The sequence below is a fragment of the Brucella lupini genome (assembly GCF_002252535.1).
In the GTDB taxonomy this organism is placed as follows: Bacteria; Pseudomonadota; Alphaproteobacteria; order Rhizobiales; family Rhizobiaceae; genus Brucella; species Brucella anthropi.
On sequence record NZ_NNRN01000053.1, the window covers coordinates 214,349 to 237,840 of the forward strand.

The following is a 23,492-nucleotide window of genomic DNA, read 5'->3' on the forward strand; positions in this document are numbered from 1 at the left end:
CATTCAGGTCAGACGGCCCACTCCACATCCGTCGTAAATGCGATGGTCAACCACCGGTCCGGTCCCTCACCGCCGAGTGCATCACCGATTTCGTCGCGTAACGCATCCCACTCCTCGAGCTTTCGTGGCGGAAGATCGGACGGAACGATGAAATAGAGTTCGATCTGCTTGCCGCGACCGACCTTGGCGACATAAGCGCGGTATGACAGAAAGCCGTTGCGTTTGACGAACTCTTCCGCAACCGCATCGACATGCTGCTTAAGGTCGACAGGCGTAACAAGAAATATGTCAGCCAATGCCTGTCTGATCGTGCCGACTGGCATGGGGATGATGACAAGACAAACAACCGCGAGAACTGCCGGATCGATATAGGGCGTCAGCCAGCCGAGTTCTGTTCCTTCAATGGCATAGCCGACCGAAAAAGCGATCAGAAGTGCCGCGGTTATGCCGCCGGACATGATCCAGGCTTTGGCATCGAGTGCGACGAAATCTGATTTTAGGGTTCGGTTTGCACGCATTTCCAGGAGTGCCATACCGAGGCAGGCAATCAGGGCAACGACAGCATAGAAAATCGCGTAGCTGAATTCGAGATCGCGTCCGCCATCCATCAGGCTGCCGACTGCGTTGATGAGCGCGTAGATCGCAACGCCGGTGAGCATCATACCGTTAAGGCCAAGCACCATCGGTTCGAGATGCCAGAAGCCCATTGTGAAGCGATCGCGCAATTTTCCGCGTGGCTGTTCCGGCAAGGCAGAAAGGGCGATGAGGCGTGAGACGAGGAGAGCTAATCCGCTCATCGCAGCATCAGCCAGCATGTAAACACCATCGAAAACGATAGAAAATGAGCCGGATAACAGGCCGAAAACGACACCGAAACCAGCAACCAGAATAGTAACCGCTATGGAAATTTGAAGAATAGATTGTTCACTACGCAATTTTTACTCCGATATAAACCGCATGCAACGCGGTTTGGTTTCAGATGCGTATTTCTACGTGCTGAACCAATTCCGCGTTGCACGACAAATCTACACCAGCGGCCTGAATCTGACAAATCGCGTCAAATCTTGAATATTACTAGGCCCATTCCGGCACGCGGGTTGCTGATTCTCGCAGGATCAGTTCGACCGGCCATAATTCATGGATGTCGGTTGCCGCGCGTCCGTCGAGTATGTCCATCAGGAGATCGGCACAACGTTTTCCAGCAGCGCGCATCGACGAGCGGGTTGCGGTCAGGGACGGCACCATATTGTCGGCGCTCAGGAACGAGATGACATCGTCATGGGCGATGACGGAAATATCCTTGCCGATAGTCAGGCCGAAAGAGCGCGCGGCCCGGTATATGCCAAGCGCAGTCATCATAGAGCCGGCAACAAACGCGGTCGGGCGCGGATCGCGCTCCAGAAGTTTGCGCGCGAGACGATAACCGATCTCGTCCGTGAAGTCGCCGTGCTCGACAAGTTCCGGATCGAAGGCGATGCCTCTGCTTTCGAGAGCGTTCCGGTAGCCTTCGTCGCGATGAAGCGAAAAGGTGAAGCCGTAGCGACCGTTTATCATCGCAATGCGACGGTGGCCGAGGTCGAGCAGATGGGCAGTCGAACGGTAAACCGCGCCTTCATTGTCGATGTCGAGCCATGCATGCGGAATATCGGTTTCAGACCGTCCGTGCACGAGGAATGGCATGCCCAGTTCGTGCAGCATGCGGATGCGCTCATCATTGGGCTTTGGAGATGTCACGATGATGGCATCGACGCGATGGCTGGTGGCCAGACGTCGGCAAAGCTGCACTTCGTCGTCGGTGCCGTTGTTTGCAATCGGGCTGACGAGAATATCGACTTCATCCTGACTGAGCCGTTCTGCCATGCCGCGCATGAACTCGGCGAAATGAAACTCGCTGTTGCGGCCCATCACGACGCCGATTGCACCGGCACGCCCGGTAACCAGTCTGACCGCGTTGACGTTAGGCCGGTAACCGAGACGTACAGCCTCGTCCATGACCCGCTTGCGCGTGCTTTCCGCCACTTCGGGATAGCCGCTCAACGCCCGGCTGACGGTCGTGGCTGAGAGGCCGAGATGTTTGGCGAATTCACGGAGCTTCATTTGGCTTTCGAATTATTCAGGCAGGCAAGGCAGCGGATTATAGCCGCTTCCTTGCGATTAACAATTGGTCGGTTGAGTTCTTTGAACTGCTGCAACATATAGGGTGCACGAAAACCAAACCGATTTCAAGTTTGTTTCAGTTTTCGCTTTGTGATGTTTGGGAAGCTAAGGTTCCAGACCGACAATCAACAATGAAACGGAACGGTAAGATATTGAAATATCGCTGTTTCATGGTTGGTGTTGGATGAAGTGAAGCATGGTGCAGAATCTGCGGCTTGACAGAAATGCGGTCCTCTGCAACCTTTTCGTCATCCAAACCGTTTTCGATTTTATCAAACCGCTTACAGAATGGATGGGAGGAGGGAACAATGAAGGCTTTTCAGGGTGTGCTCGCGGCCTGCGTGGCATTTGGTATGGCGACAGTGAGCGCTCATGCGGTGGAGATTTCCATCGCAGCCAATTCAACGGGCAATAACATCAAGTTTCTGCAGGAGCAGATCGTCAAGTTCGAGAAGGATACCGGCAACAAGGTCAACATCGTCTCGATGCCATCGTCAAGCAGCGAGCAGTTCAGCCAGTATCGTCTGTGGCTTGCAGCCGGTAACGCCGATATCGACGTTTACCAGACGGATGTAGTCTGGGCGCCGCAGCTGTCCGAACAGTTTGTTGATCTGACGGAAGCCACCAAGGATGTCACGGGCGCGCATTTCCCGTCCATTATCGCGTCGCAGACCGTGAATGGAAAGCTGGTTGCGTTGCCATTCTATACTGATGCTCCGGCACTTTTCTATCGCAAGGATCTCCTCGAAAAATACAACAAGCAGGTTCCCAAGACCTGGGACGAGATGACGGCGACTGCCAAGGAAATCATGGACAAGGAGCGGGCCGAGGGAAAGTCCGATCTCTGGGGTTTCGTGTTTCAGGGCAATGCCTATGAGGGCCTGACCTGTAATGCGCTTGAATGGGTAAAGTCGTCGGGTGGCGGCCAGATCGTCGAAGCCGACGGTACGATTTCCATCAACAATGAAAAGGCTGCGGCAGCGATCGATCGCGCCAAGGGCTGGATCGGTTCGATATCGCCGCAGGGCGCACTCGCCTATCAGGAAGAGGAATCGCGTGGCGTCTGGCAGACCGGCAATGCCGTCTTCATGCGCAACTGGCCTTATGCCTATGCGCTTGGCAACAGTGCCGATAGCGGCGTGAAAGGCAAGTTCGACGTTGCGCCATTGCCTGCCGGTGCGGAGGGTGACGCGCCATCCTCGACGCTTGGCGGCTGGAATCTTGCCGTTTCCAAATATTCCACCAAGCAGGATGCTGCCATCGCGCTGGTGAAATATCTGGCTTCGCCGGAAGTGCAAAAGGTGCAGGCGGTCCAGATTTCGCGCCTGCCAACCATTGAAGCGCTTTACGACGACAAGGATATCATTGCAGCGCAGCCTTTCATGGCAAACTGGAAGCCGATCTTCCAGAATGCAGTGCCGCGCCCGTCGGCTGCGACAAAGGTGAAATACAACGAAGTGTCGTCGAAATTCTGGACTGCCGTGCACAAGACGCTCTCGGGCAACGGTACGGCTGCGGAGAATCTCGAAATGCTTGAGGTCGAGCTGACTGAGCTGGAAGGCTCCGGCTGGTAGGGACCGATCAAGCCGCGTCCGGGTTGTCCTCCCAAGCCCCCGAAAAGGGCAGCCCGGACGCTCCAGTTTCTCTGAGCAGGACCAAGAGTGGGATCATGACGGAGACTTCTCTCGATATCTCGGGGAGCTCGGCAACAACAAGCCGGGTTCACTCCGATCTGCGCGCGCAACGTATCCGGTCGGCATGGGTGTTTCTCGCACCAACACTGATCGTGCTGGCGCTGGTGGCTGGCTGGCCGCTGCTGCGGACCATCTATTTCAGTTTCACCAATGCATCGCTGGCGAGCCTCGGTACGGCGGAATTCGTTGGCTTTAACAATTATCTGTCCTGGGTGACGCTCAAGAGCGGTCGTACCGTTTATCGCGGTCTTCTGGCTGATCCCGCCTGGTGGGGTGCGGTCTGGAACACGATCCGGTTCACTATTCTGTCAGTCAGCCTTGAAACGATTTTTGGATTGATCGTCGCTCTGGTGCTGAATGCGAATTTCCGGGGGCGTGGGCTCGTGCGCGCCGCAATCCTGATCCCGTGGGCAATCCCGACGATTGTTTCAGCCAAGATGTGGGGCTGGATGCTCAACGACCAGTTCGGCATCCTCAATCATATCCTGCTCAATCTGGGCCTCATCAGCCAGAAGATCGCCTGGACGGCCAATCCCGACACCGCGATGGTCGCGATCCTGATTGTTGATGTCTGGAAGACGACGCCCTTCATGGCGCTGCTTATTCTGGCCGGTTTGCAAATGGTGCCATCCGACATTTACGAAGCGGCCAAGATCGATGGCGTGCATCCGGTCAAGGTGTTCTGGCGGGTAACGCTGCCGCTGATCCGTCCGGCGCTGATGGTGGCGATCATCTTCCGTATGCTGGATGCCTTGCGCATCTTCGACCTGATCTATGTGCTGACGCCGAATAATGCGCAGACCAAGACCATGTCGGTTTTCGCCCGCGAAAATCTCTTCGATTTCGACAAATTCGCCTATGGTGCGGCAGCATCGACAATGTTGTTCCTCATCATTGCGGCTATCACCGTGCTCTACATGTTCTTCGGACGCGTCAATGTCGGCAGCAGGGGGGAATAGCATGATGCACTATGTGAAAACCCTCAGCTTCTATCTGCTGGTGGCGCTCATCATTTTGATCGCGGTGTTCCCGTTCTATTATGCGATCATCACCAGTCTCAAATCCGGGACGGCGCTGTTTCAGGTCGATTACTGGCCAAGCAGTTTCTCGCTCGACAATTATGCCGGTGTTCTCACGCAGGGCAGCTTCCTACGCAGTCTTGGTAATTCACTGCTGGTGGCGACCGTGGTGGTGGCAATCTCGCTGTTGCTGGCGGTGACGGCTGCCTACGCGCTGGCGCGTGTGAGTTTTCGCGGACGGGGCTTGTTACTGCTCACCATTCTTTCGGTGTCCATGTTTCCGCAGATCGCCGTTCTGGCGGGTCTGTTCGAGCTGATCCGCTTCCTCGGCATCTTCAATACGCCGCTGGCGCTGATCTTCTCCTATATGATCTTCACGCTGCCGTTTACGGTCTGGGTCCTCACCACCTTCATGCGTGACCTGCCAATCGAGATTGAGGAAGCGGCCATCGTGGATGGTGCATCGCCATGGGTCATCATCACGCGTGTTTTCATGCCGCTCATGTGGCCGGCGCTGGTGACAACCGGATTGCTCGCTTTCATCTCGGCATGGAACGAGTTCCTGTTTGCGCTCACCTTCACCTCTTCGGGCAGCCAGCGCACCGTTCCAGTGGCTATCGCGCTTCTGTCCGGCAGCAGTCAGTTTGAAATCCCCTGGGGCAACATCATGGCGGCTTCCGTCATCGTGACGGTTCCCCTCGTCATCCTCGTGCTCATCTTCCAGCGGCGGATCGTGTCCGGTCTGACGGCAGGCGGCGTAAAGGGTTAGGTACAACCATGGCAGAACTTCAGTTGCGCGATGTGCGCAAGTCTTTCGGTAACTTCGAGGTCATCAAGGGCGTGGATATGGATATCCGACCCGGTGAGTTCATGGTCTTCGTCGGTCCATCCGGTTGCGGAAAGTCCACGCTGTTGCGCCTCATTGCAGGTTTGGAGGAAATCTCATCGGGTGATCTGTCCATCGACGGAACGGTCGTCAACAGCTTCGCACCTTCGAAGCGCGGCATCGCCATGGTGTTCCAGTCCTATGCACTTTATCCGCATATGACAGTCTACGAGAACATGGCCTTCGGCATGCAGCTCGCGGGCAAGAGCAAGGATGAGTGCAAGAGCCGCATTCACAAGGCTGCGGAGATGCTGCAGCTGACGCCTTATCTCGAGCGCCTGCCACGCCAGCTTTCCGGTGGGCAGCGGCAGCGTGTCGCGATTGGTCGTGCCATCGTGCGCGATCCGAAAGTGTTCCTCTTCGATGAACCCTTGTCCAACCTCGATGCGGCACTACGTGTGGCTACAAGGCTTGAGATCGCCAGGCTCCATCAGAGCATGGAAGACACCACCATGATCTATGTGACGCACGATCAGGTGGAGGCGATGACACTGGCCGACCGCATCTGTGTGCTGCGCGACGGACGCGTGGAGCAGATCGGAACGCCGCTCGAGCTTTACGAAAAGCCAAATTCGCTTTTCGTCGCCGGGTTCATCGGATCACCGAAGATGAATTTCCTGACCGGCAGATATAGTGAGCCTTTTGGCGCGCATACGGTGGGTTTGCGTCCCGAACATCTCGCTATCGTGCACGAAAATGGTCATTGGACCGGTCAGGTAATCCATACCGAAATTCTCGGTTCCGATACCTATGTCTATATCGATCTCGGCCTGGAGGAACCGCTGGTGGTCCGCGAAAGCGGCGTGGCGGCGCGTAAATCAGGTGAGACGCTTTCGGTTTCCCCGATGGGTGAAAACATTCATCGTTTCGATGAAAAGGGTCGTGCCATCTGACGCTGACCTCCCAAGCATAATGACACATGAGACAAATGGGCTGTAATGCCCGCAGCAAGGAGAATACTCGTGCCTATTCGTACCATCGTCTGGGGTGAAAACATTCACGAGCAGATCAATGAAACAGTGCGTTTGGTTTATCCGGACGGCATGCACAACACTATCGCCAGGGCGCTGAGCGAGGATAGCGCCATCGAAGCGACGACTGCCACCTTGCAGGAACCGGAGCACGGCTTGACTGAAGAGCGTCTCGCCAAGACCGACGTGCTCGTTTGGTGGGGCCACAAGGATCATGGTGGCGTCAGTGACGAGGTTGTGGAACGCGTCGCGAAGCGCGTTTTCGAAGGCATGGGGCTGATCGTGCTCCATTCCGCACATTTCTCCAAAATATTCAAGCGTCTGATGGGAACGCCCTGTGCGCTCAAATGGCGTGAAGCGGGCGAGCGTGAGCGGCTCTGGGTGGTCAATCGCGGCCATCCGATCACACAGGGGCTGGACGAGAACTTTGTGCTTGAGAACGAGGAAATGTACGGTGAACAGTTTTCCGTGCCGGAACCGCTCGAAACCGTTTTCATCTCGTGGTTTGCGGGCGGTGAAGTCTTCCGCTCCGGCATGACATGGCGGCGCGGTGCGGGCAATGTGTTCTACTTCCGCCCCGGTCATGAAACCTATCCAACCTATCATGATGCGAATGTGCAGACAGTTCTGCGCAACTCGGTCAAATGGGCCTACAATCCGCAACCGGCATGGACGGGCATTCACACCGCGCCGAATGTTCCGGTCGAAAAGGCGTTGGAGCCGATTGTCGAGCGTGGGCCTAAACTGCACAAGCCGGGCGAAGCCGGTTATCGTTGAGGTGCATGATGCGTCTTCTTATTCTGGGAACAGGCGGCATGGCGAAAAACCATGCCGAAGCCTTCAAGGCCATCGAGGGCGTCGAGGTGGTTGCCGCATGTGACGTTTCGGCGGAGCGTGTCGATGGCTTCTCTGAAAATCACGACATCCACAACCGCTTCACCCGGCTTGAGGATGCGCTGGAGTGGGGCCGTTTCGATGCAGTTGCCAATGTCACGCCGGATGCCATTCATCATCCGACCACACTTGCGCTGGTGGGCGCGGGAAAGCATGTCTTCTGCGAAAAACCGCTTGCAGAAAGCTACGAAAAAGCCGCTGAAATGGCGGATGCTGCCGAGCAGGCAAATGTCATCAACATGGTCAACCTGACCTATCGCAATGTCGCGCCCCTGCAAAAGGCGCGCGAAATGGTGATGGCGGGTGAGATCGGCCAGGTGCGCCATTTCGAGGCGTCCTATCTGCAAAGCTGGCTAGTCTCGAAGACATGGGGCGACTGGAAAACTGAAAGCAAATGGCTCTGGCGCCTTTCGACCCGACACGGTTCGAACGGTGTTCTGGGCGATGTCGGCATCCATATTCTCGACTTTGCGAGCTATGCTATCGGCAGCGATGTGGAGCGGGCCTCGGCACGTCTCAAGACATTTGAAAAGGCGGATAACAACCATATCGGTGAGTATGTGCTCGATGCGAATGACAGCTTCGTCATGATGGCGGAATACACCAATGGCGCGCTGGGTGTCATTCACGCCAGCCGGTGGGCAACGGGGCACCTGAACGAGCTGCGGCTGCGGATCCATGGCGACAAGGGTGCGCTGGAAATCCTCCACACACCCACTGGCTCAAGCCTGCGTGGTTCCATCGGCGAGGACATTGAAACGCCGGTCTGGCGGGACATCGATGCGGGAACGGTAGAGACGAACTACCAGCGTTTTGCGCGTGCTGTGGCCGATGGTGCGGAACTGGAACCGAGTTTCCGTCACGCCGCCAATCTGCAACGGGTTCTCGATCATGCGATGACAGTGGATCGACCGTTGCCTGAAGTCGTGAGTGGATAAAAACCAGAAGCCCTCCCGGTGGGACCGGGAGGGCTATCGGTCAGTTGTCTTTGGTAAAAGTGTTGTCTACTTCACCACGGAAGAAGTCACGGCCATATATCAAAAGGCAGAGGACGACACCGGTCGCAAAAGCCCAGGCTGCACCGCGAGTGGCAAGAACCGCGCCGACCACGCCGGCAATGCCAAGATCGCGTTGGGAACGTGCTTCGAGAATGCCGACGCGAACCGAAACATATCCCTGAATAAGCAAGGTGAGGGCGAGTGCGACGCCAAGGATCGGCTGCACCAGAGTGACGATCGGCATCAGAAACAAGCCGGTATTGGTGCCCCAGCGAAATGAGCCTGCGCCACCAAAGATCGAATGCATGGCCTTCTTTCCTTGCGAAAAACGCTCGGTGATGACGACGTGCATGGCCGACCAGAGCGGGCCGCACATGCATACATCCGGTCCGAGAACACTCATTGCAGCATTGCGTCCACCAAAAATGAGATGTGCCCGGTCGGGGTTGTAGTCCACTTTTTCATCAGGACGCGCTTCATCGGCTTCCTTCAGAATGGCGCGGCTTTGCAGGACATCGCCGAACACGACGATATAGGCCGCAAGCATTGTCGGGATTGCGCTGAGGAACATCGAAAGCGGCGGCAAGCCGAGGCCGAAAACCGTATATTCGCGCCATAGCGTGGTGAAATCCGGACTTGTGATCGACCATTCAAGCTTCGGCCACTGTGCTTCACCGAAGAGGGGAGCGATAACGACAGCGAGCAGAATAATCGGGAACACACCAAGCTTTCCGACAATGGCAAGCACCGGATTACTGTTCTTGATACGCGCAAAATGGCGAGAGAAGATGACGTAGAAGCCGAGGCCAACAGCAATGGTGATCGTGAACGGGAACGTATCGAAACGCCCGCCCAGCTGGAAAACCGATATCACGGCGGCAAATCCCGCGCCGACAATGATACCCGCCTTGATGGCGGCGGGAATAAGCTTCACCACCCGATGCGCCATGCCCGTCGCGCCGATAAAGATCGAGAATATGCCGAGCATCATCTGGAATGCGACCAGAGCGTGAACGCGTTCGGGACCTTCGGGGAATGTGGAGCAATAGGCCATCAGAAGCGGGATGGCAGGCGTGATCCAGCCCGGAACGACGGGATCGCCCAGAAGATGATGCGCAAGATAGAACAAGCCGTTCAGCACGACCACAGCAAGGGCGACCTCAAAAGGCATCCCAAGAAGTTCAGTCATGAGCGGGATGGCGGACAGATCCACTGCGCACATCAGCAGACCTTGAAAATAATCAGGCCATTCGAATTTGTAGTGAACGAAAGGCAGGCGAATTTTGAATGGTCCGGCAGGCCAATAGGGCTGCTCCTGACCGTCGATACGTTCAGTGCTCAATTTATTCTCCAGAGACACAGAGACAAGCTGCGGAGAAGTGGCTGTCAGCTCGCTTCTCGGGTGTCCGGTCCGTCAGGTCGTTATGTTTGATCAGAAAGCTTCGCGATAAAGCGCCAGAGCGTCGGCCTCGGTCACATCGACCGGGTTGTTACCCAGAAGCCTTGTTTGCAGCATCGCGTCGCGCGCGAGCATTTCGAGGCTTTCTTCCGTCACGCCGACATCACGCAGGCGGCGCGGTGCGCCGGACTTGTTCATCAGCTCTTCCATATAGGTGACGAATGCCGCAGAACGCTCTTCCGTCGTGCCTTCGGATTTCTCCAGCAGCAGATCGCCAAGCTCTGCATAGAGCTTGGCCGCGCCCGCCATGTTGTAACGCAGCACAGGCCCCAGCATCAGCGCATTGGAAAGGCCATGCGGCACATGATAGTGACCGCCGAGCGGATAAGCCAACGCGTGAACAGCGCCGACGGGCGAGTTGGAGAAAGCCTGACCGGCATAATTCGCGCCGAGTAGCATGGCCTGACGGGCATGACGATCATTGCCGTTTTCGCAAGCGGCGATCAGATTGGCCGAAAGAAGCTTCAGCGCTTCGCGTGCAAATGCGTCGGACAGCGGGTTCTTCTTGATCCGGCTTGTATAGGCCTCGATTGCGTGGACCATGGCGTCGATGCCGGTTGCGGCTGTATGCAGGGCAGGCAGACCGCAGGTCAGTTCTGCGTCGAGAATAACGAAATCGGCGTAGAGCTGACGGGCAACGACGCCCATCTTCGTGGTTTCACCGGTCGTCAGAATGGTGATGTTCGTGACTTCAGATCCGGTTCCAGCTGTGGTCGGGATTTGGATCAGCGGAAGACGGCTGCCCTGCACCTTGCCGATACCATACAGTTCGGAAAGCTCCTGTTCGGAGACAAGCAGCACTGCTGCGAGCTTGGCGATATCCATGGACGAACCGCCGCCCAAACCGAGTACGATGTCGCAACCAGCGGTCTTTGCTTGCTCGACGCAGGCAAACAGCACGGATTCCGGCGGATCGGCCACCACGTCATCGAAAACGCTGATACCGAAACCAGCTTTCTCCAAAGAAGCCAGTGCACGGTCGAGAACGCCTGCCTTGTGCAGGCCTTTGTCCGTCACGATCAGAATATTGCGTTCGGAAAACCGTTCGCCGAGGATTTCGCCGAGGCGCTTCGCGGCGCTCCATTCGACGAGCATCGAACCGATGGTGTCGAACGAAAATGGCTTGATCTCTGTTGTCATCATTCCACCCTTATCACATTCACCAGCGCCGAGGTCTCTCATTTCCTCACCGGCACACAACGCTGGGCTTATCCCGGACCTGCTTCTGTCTTGGGAAGGAAGCGTATCCGTAATTCTCCGATGCAGCCGATGCACCGATGGCTTTGAAAGAAGGCCTTGGGAGAAACCTTCGATCGTTCAATATATTGAACGATGTTCAAAGCCTAAAGATCGATACATGATGGAAAGGCGGACTGTCAATTTCTCCCTTCGACTAAGACGCTGAAATCCATGTTGGAAAGCTCATCCGTGCACGCCTCGGAGCAATAAGCGATTGAAAATATTGTCGTTCTTGGCGAGTGTCATCAGGCTGTTCTGTGAATATTTCACTCGAAATAACTTGCGGGGCTTCGTCCGAGGCTGCGCTTGAACGTTGCGGCGAAAGCGCTTGCGCTTTGGTATCCGCAATCCAGCGCCACGGTCACGACAGGCACGCCTGCGGCAAGCGCTGGCAATGCAGCAAGCAAGCGGGCCTGCTGCCGCCAGCGACCGTAGGTCATGCCGGTTTCACGCTCGAAATGACGCATGAAACTGCGCCTGCTCATTCCCGCCCGCGAGGCGGCAGCATCGAGCGATAACTCCGTATCGGGTTCCGCTTGCAGCGTCTGGCAAAGGGTGCGGAGCCGGTGATCCGATGGCACGGAAAGACTGAGGGGTTCGGCGGGCAGAAAAGTGAGTTCCTCCAACAGCAATTCGCAGACACGTTGAGCGAAGGGAGTAGCTGGCCGGCCCTGCAATTCCACAAGACGCAGGATCAGTTCGCGCAGCAAGGAAGAAACTTCCACCACGCCGCAGGATGAGGGGAGGGATCGAGCGGCATCCGGGTGGATAAAGATCGTACGAAACTGAACAGGTCCGTGGCTGCGGGTTGCGTGCTCCACCATCGGTGGCACCCACACGGCGCGATTGGGAGGAACGACCCAGCTCCCGTTTTCGGTTGCAACGGTTACCACGCCGGACCGCGCATAGATCAATTGCGCATCGCGGTGACGGTGCGGCGGCCCTGTAAAGGATGCATCGTCCTGCGCGATGGCGGATATGGCGAGTGCAAGGGGCGCCGGATGATTCAGTGACATGGATTGACCCTTTTACGCTCAAGAATGGCCTTAAAGCGCAGGAATGCCAATATCCATTCACATATGATGGAGTGGAGAAGCCATTTTTAAGAGAGCCCCGCAGTGTCCGCTTGCGCCAGCCACAAGACACTTGTTTCAACGGATTTGAACGCTCCGGCTGGCGGCGCACGCCTGGCTTTTTCGCTTCTTCTCCTTCGACCTACCGGCGACCGTTGGGCCTGATGGCATCCCGGCGGTCGTAACCTGCCGTCAATCCCCTTTCCCAATTGTCGCAGCTGCTGCTCCGCAGCCGAAGGAACTATTGTCATGATGCAAAACCCGGATAGCAAATACCGTCCTTTCATATCTCCGATCGAATTGCCGGATCGCCAGTGGCCGAACCGACGGCTGACGCAGCCGCCGCGCTGGGTCTCGACGGACCTGCGCGACGGCAATCAGGCGCTCGCCGACCCGATGGACGGCGAGAAGAAAATGCGTTTCTATCGCATGCTTCTGGAAATCGGTTTCAAGGAAATCGAGGTTGCGTTTCCTTCCGCTTCGCAGACGGAGTTCAACTTTGTTCGTCGGCTGATCGAAGAGGAACTCATACCCGACGATGTGACCATTCAGGTGCTCACTCAGTCGCGCGCTGACCTCATCGCGCGCACTTTCGAATCCCTGCGCGGTGCCCGTCGGGCCATCGTTCATCTTTATAATGCAACCGCGCCGCTGTTTCGTCGCGTGGTGTTCAATATGGAAAAGGAGGAGATCATCGATCTGGCTGTCAGTGGGGTAACTGCCATGCTGGAAGAAAGCCGGAAACAACCAGAGACACGCTGGACTTTCGAATATTCGCCGGAAACCTTCTGCTTTACCGAGCCTGATTTCGCGCTGGAAATCTGCGAACGTGTTCTGGATGTCTGGCAGCCAACGCCCGAAGATAAGGCGATCCTCAACCTGCCGGCTACGGTAGAAGTGGCAATGCCGAATGTCTATGCGGACCAGATCGAATGGTTCTGCCGCAACCTGTCGCGCCGCGACAGCGTCATTATAAGCGTGCATCCGCACAATGACCGGGGGACGGCAGTGGCTGCTACGGAACAGGCCTTGCTGGCAGGCGCTGATCGTGTCGAGGGTTGCCTGTTCGGCAATGGCGAGCGCACTGGCAATGTCGATCTCGTTACGCTGGCGCTCAATTTCTATACGCAGGGCATCGACCCAAAGCTTTATTTCCCGGAGATGCGCTCCGTCGTGCGAACGGTCGAACATTGCAATGACTTGCCGGTTCATCCGCGCCACCCCTATGTTGGCGAACTGGTCCATACAGCTTTTTCCGGCTCGCATCAGGATGCGATCCGCAAGGGTTTTGCCGCGCATCAAAGCCGCAATGACGGCATATGGGAAATGCCCTATCTGCCCATTGATCCGAAAGATATCGGTGAAAGCTATGAAGCCGTCATCCGCGTAAACAGCCAGTCGGGCAAGGGCGGCGTAGCATGGGTGCTGGAGCAGGACCGGGGGCTGAAACTGCCGCGCCCGCTGCAAATCGATTTCAGCCGTCGCGTGCAGGCATTCGCCGACGATACCGGCAAGGAAACAACCGCGGAAATGATCTGGTCGCTGTTCCACGATGTCTATCATCTGGAAGAGAATGCTGATTTTGAGCTGCTGAACTACAAGGAAAGCAGGCCCGCACGGAGCGGAGAGGCGCGTGTCTTCGCCGGGCGCATTCGGCATCGCGGGCAGGAAATCGCCATAACCGGGCACGGCAATGGTTTGATATCAAGTGCGGTCTCGGCATTGCAGGCCGGTTGCGATATCGATCTGGAAATCGTCGACTATCACGAACATTCATTGAAAAAGGGCACCTACGCGCAGGCTGCGGCTTATATCGAATGCCGTACGCATGATGGACGGAAAGTTTTCGGCGTCGGGATCGACGACGATATCGCAACCGCATCGATACGGGCTGTGTTGAGCGCTGCTGCGAATTTTTCCACGAGCGTTGTCTAAAAATGAGGAAGCAGACGAGATTTGCTCTTGACCTCAACCAAGGTTGAGGAACTAGAGAAGCATGGCCGATCATCTGGAGTATCGTCCATGCGCTTGTCGCTTCTTTTTGTTCCCCTTGCTTTTTCCAATGTCCTTCTTGTTTCGACAGCTGCCTCTGGTGAAAGGGCAGATGCTGCGGCGGGAGAAAAACTCTTCAAGCGATGCTCCGTCTGCCACACGGCGGATGCCGACGAAAGCAAACGCGGCCCATCACTGAAAGGCGTGGTGGGCCGCAAGGCCGCCTCCTATCCGGGCTATCCCTATTCGGATGCGATGCGCAAGGCGGCTGCTGAGGGGTTGGTCTGGAACGACGAGGAATTGAAGGCTTTTCTCAGGAAGCCGCAGGCCATGGTGAAAGGCACCTGGATGGCTTTTGCCGGACTGACCAGGGAGAAAGACCTCGAAAACATGATCGCCTATCTGAAACAGCATTCCGAATAGCTGTTTGGAAACGATATGGCCGAACGGACATCCCGACGTGAGGCCATGGCCGGTCGGAAGCGCTGCGGGGCGTTTCCGACCGGCGCTATCAGGGACAGAAGCCGAAGGTTGCCTGAGATGATGAACAGAAACGTGCTGCATATAGACCGCGACGCAATCGGCGCCGTTTCGAAGCGAGAGTTCGCGGATGCGATGTCGCGGATGGCCGCAACAGTGTCCGTGCTGACCTCATGCGATGCCGGTGAAGCCCACGGTCGCACGGTGACAGCGGTGTTGTCGCTTTCCGCCGAGCCGCCCATGGTTTTGGTTTCGGTGAAAAGCGACAGCGCGCTGGCAACGGCGATCCTTTCTGATGGCGGCTTCTCGCTCGCCATGCTCGCGGAAGGGCAGGAGATGATCGGCGATGCCTTCGCGGGAAAGGTTCCCCCCGCGCAGAGATTTCTCATTGGTGTGTGGGGCGAATGGCCGTCTGGGAGACCGCGTCTTTTCGGGGCTTCGGCTGCCATTGACTGCGAACTGGCGGGCAACGTTCCAATGGCGGATCACACGCTTTTTGCCGGGCTGGTAACGAATACCGATCTGCCGCTGCATTCGCGCCCGTTGCTATGGGCACGCCGCAATTATCGCGCGTTGAGACATGATGCGGATTTATGACGCGTCTTGCAATTGTGCGGGGCTGCGGCCTACACATTCGGCATGATCGAGTTTGACGATATGGAACATTCAGGTCTCAAGAAAAGCCTGACGGTTGGTGACGTTTCCCGGCGCGCCGGCGTGGCGGTATCTACGGTCCATTTCTATGAAACCAAGGGGCTCATCGAGGGCTGGCGCACAGAGGGCAACCAGCGCCGCTATCACCGTGCCGTGCTGCGCCGCATCGCCATTATCAAGATCGCGCAACGTGCGGGCATCCCGCTTGCGATCATTCGTGAAGCGCTGGAAGACCTTCCCCACGACCACGTACCGACGGCAGAGGACTGGAGACGTTTTTCGGAAGCCTGGAAAGACATGCTTCAGGAACGCATCGACAGTCTGATGCAGCTTCGTGACCAGATTACGAGTTGCATCGGCTGCGGTTGTCTCTCGCTGTCCGAATGCCCGTTGCGAAATCCGGATGACATCCTCGGTCAGCAAGGCGCCGGTCCCAGAAGATTGATGGTCAAGCCCGGCAATCTTATCTGACTTCCCTGCATCTGAGGCGAACCTGTCCGACGCTGCTGCGCTCATTCGCAGCGGCAATCTTGCGGCGTTCCATGCCACATTTCGCACCGGTCAAAAGCCTTCGTTTCCAGTGGAAATAGCCTATTGACCTCAACCAAAGTTGAGGTCCTATAAACCCGTCGGCAACAATTCAGTTCACGGAGGCCGACAGTGCAAAGTTCGATCGAAGAAACAACACCAGCGGGGATTGCGGGACATGCGCCTGCTGGCTGGGGGGAGCTTCTAAGGGGTAAAAATGGTCTCTATGCCCTGGCTTTGGCCGGAGGGGTCACTCTCCATGCGGTCAATATGTATATCGCGACTACAGTCATGCCGAGCGTGGTGCAGGACATTGGCGGCATGGATTTCTATGCCTGGGCGACGACCTTGTTCGTCGTTGCCTCCATTCTGGGGGCTGCGCTCACCGCGCGGCTGCTGAAAAGTGCCGGTCCAAGAGGCGCTTATGTCGTGGCGACCCTGCTGTTTGCAGCAGGCACACTGATCTCGTCTCTGGCCATCAACATGCCGGTCATGCTGGCGGGGCGGAGCGTGCAAGGCCTCGGTGGCGGATTTCTTTACGCGCTCGCCTATGGTCTCACCCGTGTCGTTTTGCCGGAGCGCCTGTGGGGCCGGGCCATCGGTCTTATTTCCGCTATGTTCGGCGTGGCCACGCTGATCGGGCCGGCGATTGGCGGCATCTTTGCCGAATATGGCGCATGGCGCGCCGCTTTCTGGTCATTGCTGCCGGTATCGGGTCTTTTCGCTGTGGTGGCATTCGCGACTTTGCCACGCTCGAGCTGGGATAAAAACGAGCGTGTTTCCATTCCGATTCTTCAACTCATCCTCTTGACCGGCGCTGTCCTTGCGGTTTCAGCGGGGAGCCTGTCACAGGAAACGCTATGGAAGGTCGTCGGTTTGGGTGTGGCGATGTTCATGATCGCCATCATCACATTCGTGGAGCGCGACGCCAAGGCACGTCTCCTGCCGCGCCGCTCGTTCAGCCTGTCGACGCCGCTCGGGACTCTTTACCTTACGATCGCGCTTTTGATGCTCAGCATGCAGCCCGAAATATACGTGCCTTATCTGCTGCAGCACTTGCATGGCCAGTCTCCGCTCTGGGCAGGATATCTGGCGGCACTTATGGCAATCGGCTGGACGGTGGCATCCTTCCTCAGTTCCAGATGGCAGGAGAAGGGGGGCGACAAGCTTGTCGTTGCCGGACCTGTTCTGGCGCTCGCCGGTCTTGTCCTGCTCGCCATATTTCTCCCGATCCATGGCAACGGCAACTGGTTGCTGCTCGCGCCCGTCTGCCTTGGGCTCATCCTGATCGGTTTCGGGATCGGTCTTGCATGGCCAAGCCTCGTTACCCGCGTCTATCAGAGCGCTCCGTCCACCGAGCAGGATCTCGCAGCGGGTGGAATGACGACCGTACAACTCTTCGCCATAGCCTTCGGGACGGCTTGCGCGGGGATGATTGCCAATTTTGCCGGCATTGCCGTGCCGGGAGGTGTGGAGGGCGCGGCAAATGCCTCGCTCTGGCTGTCGGTGATATTCGCACTCGCGCCAGCAGTTGCCGTGGCGGTCGCATTCAAGGTTATCCGTATCACCGGCGGAAAGGGTTGACCAATGCCGCGTTTCATCGCCAACATCCTCGATTCCCATGCCAGCCTTTTGCTGGCGCGGGTGGTCCTTACCTTCATTTTCTGGTCGAGTGGGTTGGCCAAGCTCTTCAACTTCGGCGCCAATGCTGCGGAAATGGAAAGCTTTGGTCTTCATCCGGGCTGGCTGTTCAACAGCGCAACCCTGCTTTTGCAGATTGTCGGATCGCTGATGATCATCTTCAATCGCGGAATCTGGTTGGCTTGTGGTGCTCTTGCCGTCTTTACGATCCTGACCATTCCTGTTGCCCACCCGTTCTGGGCAAAGGAAGGAGAAGAAGCTTTCCGGGATATGACGGTGGCGCTGGAGCACATATCGCTGATCGGTGGTCTCGCTCTTGCTGCTATTCTATCGCGCAAGGTCTAAACCACTGGACGCATTGATTGCCCTGCCTGTACCTTGCCTGTCGTCTGATCGATAGGCAGGGAGGGCCTCGCATGGATGTGACGATCATAACGGGAGCATCGGATGGGATCGGTGCCGAAACTGCACGGCAGATTGCCCGGCGTGACCGTGCCAATGCTGCTCTGGTGCTTGCTGCGCGCAATGTTGAAAAGCTGGAAAATCTGGCCACAGAGTTGCGGCAACTGGGCAGTTCGGTTCTCGTGGTGCCAACCGATGTGAAAGATCGTACAGCCTGTATCGATCTTATCAGTAAAACCGTTTCCGCTTTCGGTCGTATCGACACTTTGATCGTGAATGCAGGCATGTCGGCCCACGCCAATTTTGCTGAGATCAAACCAGATGATCTCAACTGGATGCATGATCTGATGGAATTGAATTACTGGGGTAGCGTCTGGCCCATTCATGCAGCACTTCCGTATCTTGCCGGCAGCAAGGGACGGATAGTGGCTGTGTCTTCTGTTGCCGGATTGATCGGTGTGCCGGGGCGCACTGCCTATAGCGGAACGAAGTTCGCTCTTTCGGGTTTCTGCGAGGCGCTTCGCGCGGAACTGGAACCAAGCGGCATATCCATTACCATCGTCTATCCGGGCGTTGTCAAAACCGATATTCGCAAGGTGGGTTACAGCGCAAGCGGCGGCGCGCTGGGAACAAGTGGTGTGCGCGAAGATGACATGATGCCCGTTGAGGAAGCTGTGCGGCTGATGCTGGAAGGCGTGCAGGCTCGCAAGCGTGAAGTGTTGATGACCCGCCAGATGCGATTTGGGCGCTGGTTGAAACTGATTGCCCCCGCAATGGTGGATCGCATGGCCCTCAAGGCCATCAAGCCGGAGTTCAGACCGAAACCGATCAAGCCAGCTGGGTAAAGAACGCTTCGTTCATTCTACGCTTTGCGGATAACTATCTGTTGACGAGTTTTTAACTTCGACTACTATATATAGTGTTCTAGGTTCTTTCGATTCGTTGGATCGAAAGCTAAGACGGGAATCCGGTGCGTTTCATCCATGATGGATGCGGCAATGCCGGAGCTGCCCCCGCAACTGTAAGCGGAGAGTTCTGTCCATCACGTCACTGGCTTTGGCTGGGAAGGCGGACAGAATGTTGATCCGTGAGCCAGGAGACCTGCCTTGAACGAGTACGTCCACGGGCGGGGTGTCCGGTTGGCGCGCAATCTTGTGTGGCAAATCGTTGCCTTACGGGTTGCTGCCCCGAACTTCCCGCTCATAGCTTCGGGGTGAAGTCCATGTCCAGTTTATTCAGTTTCGGTTCCGATCCTCCCTTCGAGGCATAGTTTGTGTGGTCAGGCTGCTTGTTCGTGCGGCTGGCCGATCCCGTATCTCATGTCTTTCGACGCGCATTTTGCGATGCGCGAACGGCTCTTTGCGTCTCCTATCGAGAGTATTCCAGTTTAAACCGGACCGTTGGAAATACTCTATCTCTTTGTTTTTATGCATGTCTTAACCCCAAAACCGGTTCCCACTTTTGGGAGACATGCTCCAGTGAGGAAAAAATGAACGTCACCGTTTACAGCAAACCCGCCTGCGTCCAGTGCACGGCCACCACGCGCGCCCTCGACCGCCAGGGTATCGAATATGAAGTCATCGATATCTCCGCCGATGCCGATGCTTTCCATCTCGTTCAAGACATGGGTTATCGCCAGGTGCCGGTGGTTGTGGCAGGTGAATCCCATTGGGCGGGCTTCCGGCCCGATATGATCAGCGCTCTCGCCTGAGGGCTATGGTCACATGAGCCTGATCGTCTATTTCTCCAGCCGGTCGGAAAATACACACCGGTTTGTCGAGAGGCTTGGAATGCGGTCGAACCGTATCCCGATGGACGGTTCTGGCGGATTGCAGGTGCGCGAGCCATTCGTGCTCGTGACGCCCACATATGGCGGCGGCGGCTCCAAGGGCGCTGTCCCCAAGCCTGTGATCCGCTTTCTCAACGATGAGAGCAACCGCTCTTTCATCCGCGGCGTGATTGCCGGGGGAAACAGCAATTTCGGCGAGGCTTTCTGTATCGCCGGCAACATTATCTCCGCCAAATGTCAGGTTCCCTATCTCTACCGCTTCGAGCTTCTGGGAACCGATGAGGACATTGGCAATGTCAAAAACGGGATGGAACGATTTTGGACACGGCAGACACGACCCTGATCCGGGAACGCGAAGTATGGCCAGTGGCGCAGGATGCGCCGCAAGCGGCCACCTCCAACAGCAGCAAACCGTCAAAATCTTCGGACGGGCTGGATTATCACGCACTAAACGCAATGTTGAACCTTTACGATGACGAGGGCAAAATCCAGCTCGATCGCGACCGGCAGGCCGCACGCCAGTATTTCCTCCAGCACGTGAACCAGAACACTGTCTTTTTCCATAACTTGCGGGAAAAGCTCGATTATCTGGTGAGCGAAGGCTATTACGAACAGGAGGTACTGGATCAGTATTCCTTCAATTTCGTGCGCGACCTTTTCGACGAAGCCTATGCGAAGAAATTCCGCTTTCCGACATTTCTGGGCGCGTTCAAATATTACACCAGCTATACGCTGAAAACCTTCGACGGAAAGCGCTATCTGGAGCGCTATGAGGATCGCGTCTGCATGGTGGCGCTGGCGCTGGCGCGTGGCAATGAGCAGCTTGCGCGCGATCTCGTTGATGAGATCATTTCAGGCCGCTACCAGCCTGCGACGCCTACATTCCTCAATGCGGGAAAAAAACAGCGCGGCGAACTTGTTTCCTGCTTTCTGCTGCGGGTTGAGGACAATATGGAGTCCATCGGACGCTCCATCAATTCGGCTCTGCAATTGTCGAAGCGGGGCGGCGGCGTGGCGCTGAGCCTCACCAATATCCGCGAGGCGGGCGCGCCCATCAAGCAGATCCAGAACCAGTCATCCGGCATCATTCCGGTGATGAAGCTTCTTGAGGATTCCTTTTCCTACGCCAATCAGCTTGGCGCGCGACAAGGTGCGGGCGCTGTCTATCTGCATGCACATCATCCGGATATCATGCGTTTTCTCGACACGAAGCGTGAAAACGCGGACGAGAAAATCCGCATCAAAACCTTGTCGCTTGGTGTGGTCATTCCAGACATTACCTTCGAACTCGCGAAGAACAACGAGGATATGTACCTCTTCTCGCCTTATGACGTGGAGCGGGTCTACGGTGTGCCACTGACCGAGATTTCGATCACCGAAAAATATCGGGAATTGGTCGATGATGCGCGCATTACCAAGAAGAAGATCAATGCACGCGAGTTCTTTCAGGTGCTGGCGGAAATCCAGTTCGAGTCCGGTTATCCCTATATCATGTTCGAGGACACGGTGAACCGCGCCAATCCGATTGACGGGCGCATCACCATGAGCAATCTCTGTTCGGAAATCCTCCAGGTGAGTGAGGCGAGCATCTTCGGCGAAGACCTTTCCTATGATCATCTCGGCAAGGATATTTCGTGCAATCTGGGTTCGCTCAACATTGCATCGGCAATGGACTCGTCCGATTTCGGCAAGACCATCGAAACCTCCATCCGCGCTCTGACAGCAGTTTCCGATATGAGCCAAATCGGTTCCGTGCCGTCGGTCGCCCGAGGTAATGATGAAAGCCATGCCATCGGTCTCGGCCAGATGAATCTGCATGGTTATCTCGCCCGCGAGCGGATTTATTACGGCTCGGAGGAGGGCGTCGATTTCACGAATATCTATTTCTATACGGTTACCTATCACGCGATCCGCGCATCGAACCTGATTGCAGTGGAAACGGGCAAGTCCTTTAAAGGTTTCGAGAAATCCAAATACGCAACAGGTGAATATTTCGACAAATATACCGAGCAGCTTTGGGAACCGGCGACGGAAAAGGTTCGAGAAATTTTCGAAAAGGCTGGCACTGCGATTCCGACGCAGGATGACTGGCGCGATCTGAAAAATGCGGTGATGGAGGGCGGGCTTTATAACCAGAACCTTCAGGCCGTGCCGCCGACAGGCTCGATCTCCTACATCAACCATTCGACGTCATCGATCCATCCGATCGTGTCGAAGATTGAGATCCGCAAGGAGGGCAAGATCGGTCGCGTCTACTATCCGGCAGCGTTCATGACCAATGACAATCTCGATTACTATCAGGACGCCTATGAGATCGGGCCGGAAAAGATCATCGACACTTACGCGGCGGCGACGCAGCACGTCGATCAGGGCCTGTCTCTGACATTGTTCTTCCGCGATACCGCAACGACACGCGATATCAACCGCGCACAGATCTACGCGTGGAAGAAGGGCATCAAGACCATCTACTACATTCGCCTGCGCCAGATGGCGCTCTCCGGCACGGAAGTGCAGGGTTGCGTTTCCTGCGCCCTCTGACCACTGGTGATGACCAATGAATATTCAAGTGAAAACCAAGAACCCGAAACCCGCCGCAGTGCGTGCGATCAACTGGAACCGGATCGAAGATGAGAAAGACCTTGAGGTCTGGAACCGTCTGACCGGCAATTTCTGGCTGCCGGAAAAGGTGCCGCTTTCGAACGATATTCAGTCGTGGGAAACGCTGAAACCGCAGGAAAAGCAACTGACGATCCGCGTTTTCACCGGGCTGACACTTCTCGATACGATCCAGAACGCAGTCGGTGCCGTGAAGCTGATGGATGATGCAGCGACGCCGCATGAAGAAGCGGTGCTGTCCAACATCTCCTTCATGGAAGCGGTTCATGCACGATCCTATTCGTCGATATTCTCGACTTTGTGCCTGACGCCGGATGTTGACGATGCCTATCGTTGGTCCGAGGAAAACGAATTCCTGCAGCGCAAGTCCGTTCTGATCCTGGACCAGTATCGCGCGGATGATCCGCTGAAAAGGAAAATCGCCAGCGTTTTCCTGGAGAGCTTTCTGTTCTATTCCGGCTTCTATCTGCCCATGTACTGGTCGAGCCGGGCAAAGCTGACCAATACAGCCGATCTTATCCGGCTCATCATCCGTGATGAGGCTGTGCATGGCTATTACATCGGTTACAAATTCCAGCGCGGACTGGAACGCTTGAACGAAGAGCAGAAGCAGGCAATCAAGGATTTTGCCTTCGAACTTCTTCTGGAACTTTACGACAATGAGGTTCGCTACACGGAAGCGCTATATGATGGCGTTGGCCTAACTGAAGACGTCAAGAAATTCCTGCATTACAACGCCAACAAGGCTCTCATGAACCTCGGCTATGAGGCACTCTTCCCGGCTGAAGCGTGCAAGGTCAACCCGGCGATCCTGTCCGCTCTTTCGCCGAATGCAGACGAAAACCACGACTTTTTCTCCGGTTCCGGCTCTTCTTACGTCATCGGCAAGGCGGTCGCGACTGAGGATGAAGACTGGAGTTTCTGATGGCATCTCGGCGCCGCGTAACACCGGTGCCGAAGTTTTCTGTTCTGGAGATGACGTTGACGTTGCGGTCTTGTT

General features: G+C 56.2%; 22 protein-coding genes and 1 riboswitch. Of the genes, 17 read left to right on the forward strand and 5 right to left on the reverse strand.

What is annotated here, in order from left to right:
• Positions 1 to 8 precede the first annotated feature (8 nt).
• The gene (locus tag CES86_RS17880) at positions 9 to 935 is read right to left on the reverse strand and encodes a cation diffusion facilitator family transporter (RefSeq protein ID WP_029928078.1); all 927 of its coding nucleotides are present in this window, start codon (positions 933 to 935) and stop codon (positions 9 to 11) included.
• Positions 936 to 1,074: 139 nt separating this feature from the next.
• A complete protein-coding gene (locus CES86_RS17885; RefSeq protein ID WP_029928076.1) occupies positions 1,075 to 2,097 on the reverse strand; it encodes a substrate-binding domain-containing protein in 1,023 nt (340 codons plus the stop codon).
• A 368-nt stretch (positions 2,098 to 2,465) separates the two neighbouring features.
• On the opposite strand from CES86_RS17885, the gene CES86_RS17890 reads away from it, so the two are divergent.
• From CES86_RS17890 to CES86_RS17915, 6 genes are all read left to right on the forward strand, one after another.
• Positions 2,466 to 3,731, forward strand: coding sequence for an ABC transporter substrate-binding protein (locus CES86_RS17890; protein ID WP_011982678.1), 1,266 nt, complete (start codon positions 2,466 to 2,468; stop codon positions 3,729 to 3,731).
• Positions 3,732 to 3,826: 95 nt separating this feature from the next.
• Positions 3,827 to 4,810, forward strand: coding sequence for a carbohydrate ABC transporter permease (locus CES86_RS17895; protein ID WP_094515048.1), 984 nt, complete (start codon positions 3,827 to 3,829; stop codon positions 4,808 to 4,810).
• A gap of 1 nt (position 4,811) precedes the next feature.
• Positions 4,812 to 5,639, forward strand: coding sequence for a carbohydrate ABC transporter permease (locus CES86_RS17900; RefSeq protein ID WP_011982680.1), 828 nt, complete (start codon positions 4,812 to 4,814; stop codon positions 5,637 to 5,639).
• A gap of 8 nt (positions 5,640 to 5,647) precedes the next feature.
• A complete protein-coding gene (locus tag CES86_RS17905) occupies positions 5,648 to 6,649 on the forward strand; it encodes an ABC transporter ATP-binding protein (protein WP_029928072.1) in 1,002 nt (333 codons plus the stop codon).
• A 69-nt stretch (positions 6,650 to 6,718) separates the two neighbouring features.
• Complete coding sequence (locus CES86_RS17910; RefSeq protein WP_029928070.1) at positions 6,719 to 7,504, forward strand: ThuA domain-containing protein; 786 nt, start codon at positions 6,719 to 6,721, stop codon at positions 7,502 to 7,504.
• Positions 7,505 to 7,512: 8 nt separating this feature from the next.
• On the forward strand, positions 7,513 to 8,559 hold the full coding sequence (locus tag CES86_RS17915) for a Gfo/Idh/MocA family protein (protein WP_010660905.1): 1,047 nt from the start codon (positions 7,513 to 7,515) through the stop codon (positions 8,557 to 8,559).
• Positions 8,560 to 8,599: 40 nt separating this feature from the next.
• Here CES86_RS17915 and CES86_RS17920 read toward each other — a convergent pair whose 3' ends face one another.
• From CES86_RS17920 to CES86_RS17930, 3 genes are all read right to left on the reverse strand, one after another.
• Positions 8,600 to 9,961 (reverse strand): hypothetical protein, encoded by a 1,362-nt coding sequence (locus tag CES86_RS17920; RefSeq protein ID WP_029928068.1) that lies wholly within the window; start codon positions 9,959 to 9,961, stop codon positions 8,600 to 8,602.
• Positions 9,962 to 10,051: 90 nt separating this feature from the next.
• Complete coding sequence (locus CES86_RS17925; RefSeq protein WP_036596217.1) at positions 10,052 to 11,221, reverse strand: iron-containing alcohol dehydrogenase; 1,170 nt, start codon at positions 11,219 to 11,221, stop codon at positions 10,052 to 10,054.
• 362 nt (positions 11,222 to 11,583) lie between these two features.
• Complete coding sequence (locus tag CES86_RS17930; protein ID WP_010660908.1) at positions 11,584 to 12,333, reverse strand: AraC family transcriptional regulator; 750 nt, start codon at positions 12,331 to 12,333, stop codon at positions 11,584 to 11,586.
• 306 nt (positions 12,334 to 12,639) lie between these two features.
• On the opposite strand from CES86_RS17930, the gene leuA reads away from it, so the two are divergent.
• The 11 genes from leuA (at position 12,640) to nrdF (ending at position 23,417) form a co-directional block, all read left to right on the forward strand.
• Positions 12,640 to 14,325, forward strand: coding sequence for a 2-isopropylmalate synthase (leuA, locus tag CES86_RS17935; protein WP_029928064.1), 1,686 nt, complete (start codon positions 12,640 to 12,642; stop codon positions 14,323 to 14,325).
• 87 nt (positions 14,326 to 14,412) lie between these two features.
• Positions 14,413 to 14,805, forward strand: coding sequence for a c-type cytochrome (locus tag CES86_RS17940; protein WP_029928062.1), 393 nt, complete (start codon positions 14,413 to 14,415; stop codon positions 14,803 to 14,805).
• 117 nt (positions 14,806 to 14,922) lie between these two features.
• A complete protein-coding gene (locus tag CES86_RS17945) occupies positions 14,923 to 15,459 on the forward strand; it encodes a flavin reductase family protein (RefSeq protein ID WP_029928060.1) in 537 nt (178 codons plus the stop codon).
• Between the two features lie 60 nt (positions 15,460 to 15,519).
• On the forward strand, positions 15,520 to 15,987 hold the full coding sequence (gene soxR, locus CES86_RS17950) for a redox-sensitive transcriptional activator SoxR (protein WP_029376206.1): 468 nt from the start codon (positions 15,520 to 15,522) through the stop codon (positions 15,985 to 15,987).
• Positions 15,988 to 16,176: 189 nt separating this feature from the next.
• On the forward strand, positions 16,177 to 17,628 hold the full coding sequence (locus CES86_RS17955; protein ID WP_029928058.1) for an MFS transporter: 1,452 nt from the start codon (positions 16,177 to 16,179) through the stop codon (positions 17,626 to 17,628).
• A 3-nt stretch (positions 17,629 to 17,631) separates the two neighbouring features.
• Positions 17,632 to 18,030 carry a DoxX family protein gene (locus tag CES86_RS17960; RefSeq protein ID WP_010660914.1) on the forward strand — a complete coding sequence of 133 codons (399 nt, stop codon included), beginning with the start codon at positions 17,632 to 17,634 and terminating at the stop codon, positions 18,028 to 18,030.
• A gap of 71 nt (positions 18,031 to 18,101) precedes the next feature.
• Positions 18,102 to 18,932 (forward strand): SDR family oxidoreductase, encoded by an 831-nt coding sequence (locus tag CES86_RS17965; protein WP_029928056.1) that lies wholly within the window; start codon positions 18,102 to 18,104, stop codon positions 18,930 to 18,932.
• A gap of 64 nt (positions 18,933 to 18,996) precedes the next feature.
• Positions 18,997 to 19,210: riboswitch (cobalamin riboswitch) on the forward strand.
• A 366-nt stretch (positions 19,211 to 19,576) separates the two neighbouring features.
• Positions 19,577 to 19,798: a glutaredoxin-like protein NrdH gene (nrdH, locus tag CES86_RS17970; protein WP_010660916.1), complete on the forward strand. Its 222-nt coding sequence runs from the start codon at positions 19,577 to 19,579 to the stop codon at positions 19,796 to 19,798.
• Between the two features lie 13 nt (positions 19,799 to 19,811).
• Positions 19,812 to 20,219 (forward strand): class Ib ribonucleoside-diphosphate reductase assembly flavoprotein NrdI, encoded by a 408-nt coding sequence (nrdI, locus tag CES86_RS17975; RefSeq protein ID WP_029928054.1) that lies wholly within the window; start codon positions 19,812 to 19,814, stop codon positions 20,217 to 20,219.
• A complete protein-coding gene (nrdE, locus tag CES86_RS17980; protein ID WP_029928052.1) occupies positions 20,195 to 22,414 on the forward strand; it encodes a class 1b ribonucleoside-diphosphate reductase subunit alpha in 2,220 nt (739 codons plus the stop codon). Before nrdI ends, nrdE begins: the two co-directional genes overlap by 25 nt.
• 16 nt (positions 22,415 to 22,430) lie before the next feature.
• Positions 22,431 to 23,417 (forward strand): class 1b ribonucleoside-diphosphate reductase subunit beta, encoded by a 987-nt coding sequence (gene nrdF / locus CES86_RS17985; RefSeq protein ID WP_011982691.1) that lies wholly within the window; start codon positions 22,431 to 22,433, stop codon positions 23,415 to 23,417.
• Positions 23,418 to 23,492 lie beyond the last annotated feature (75 nt).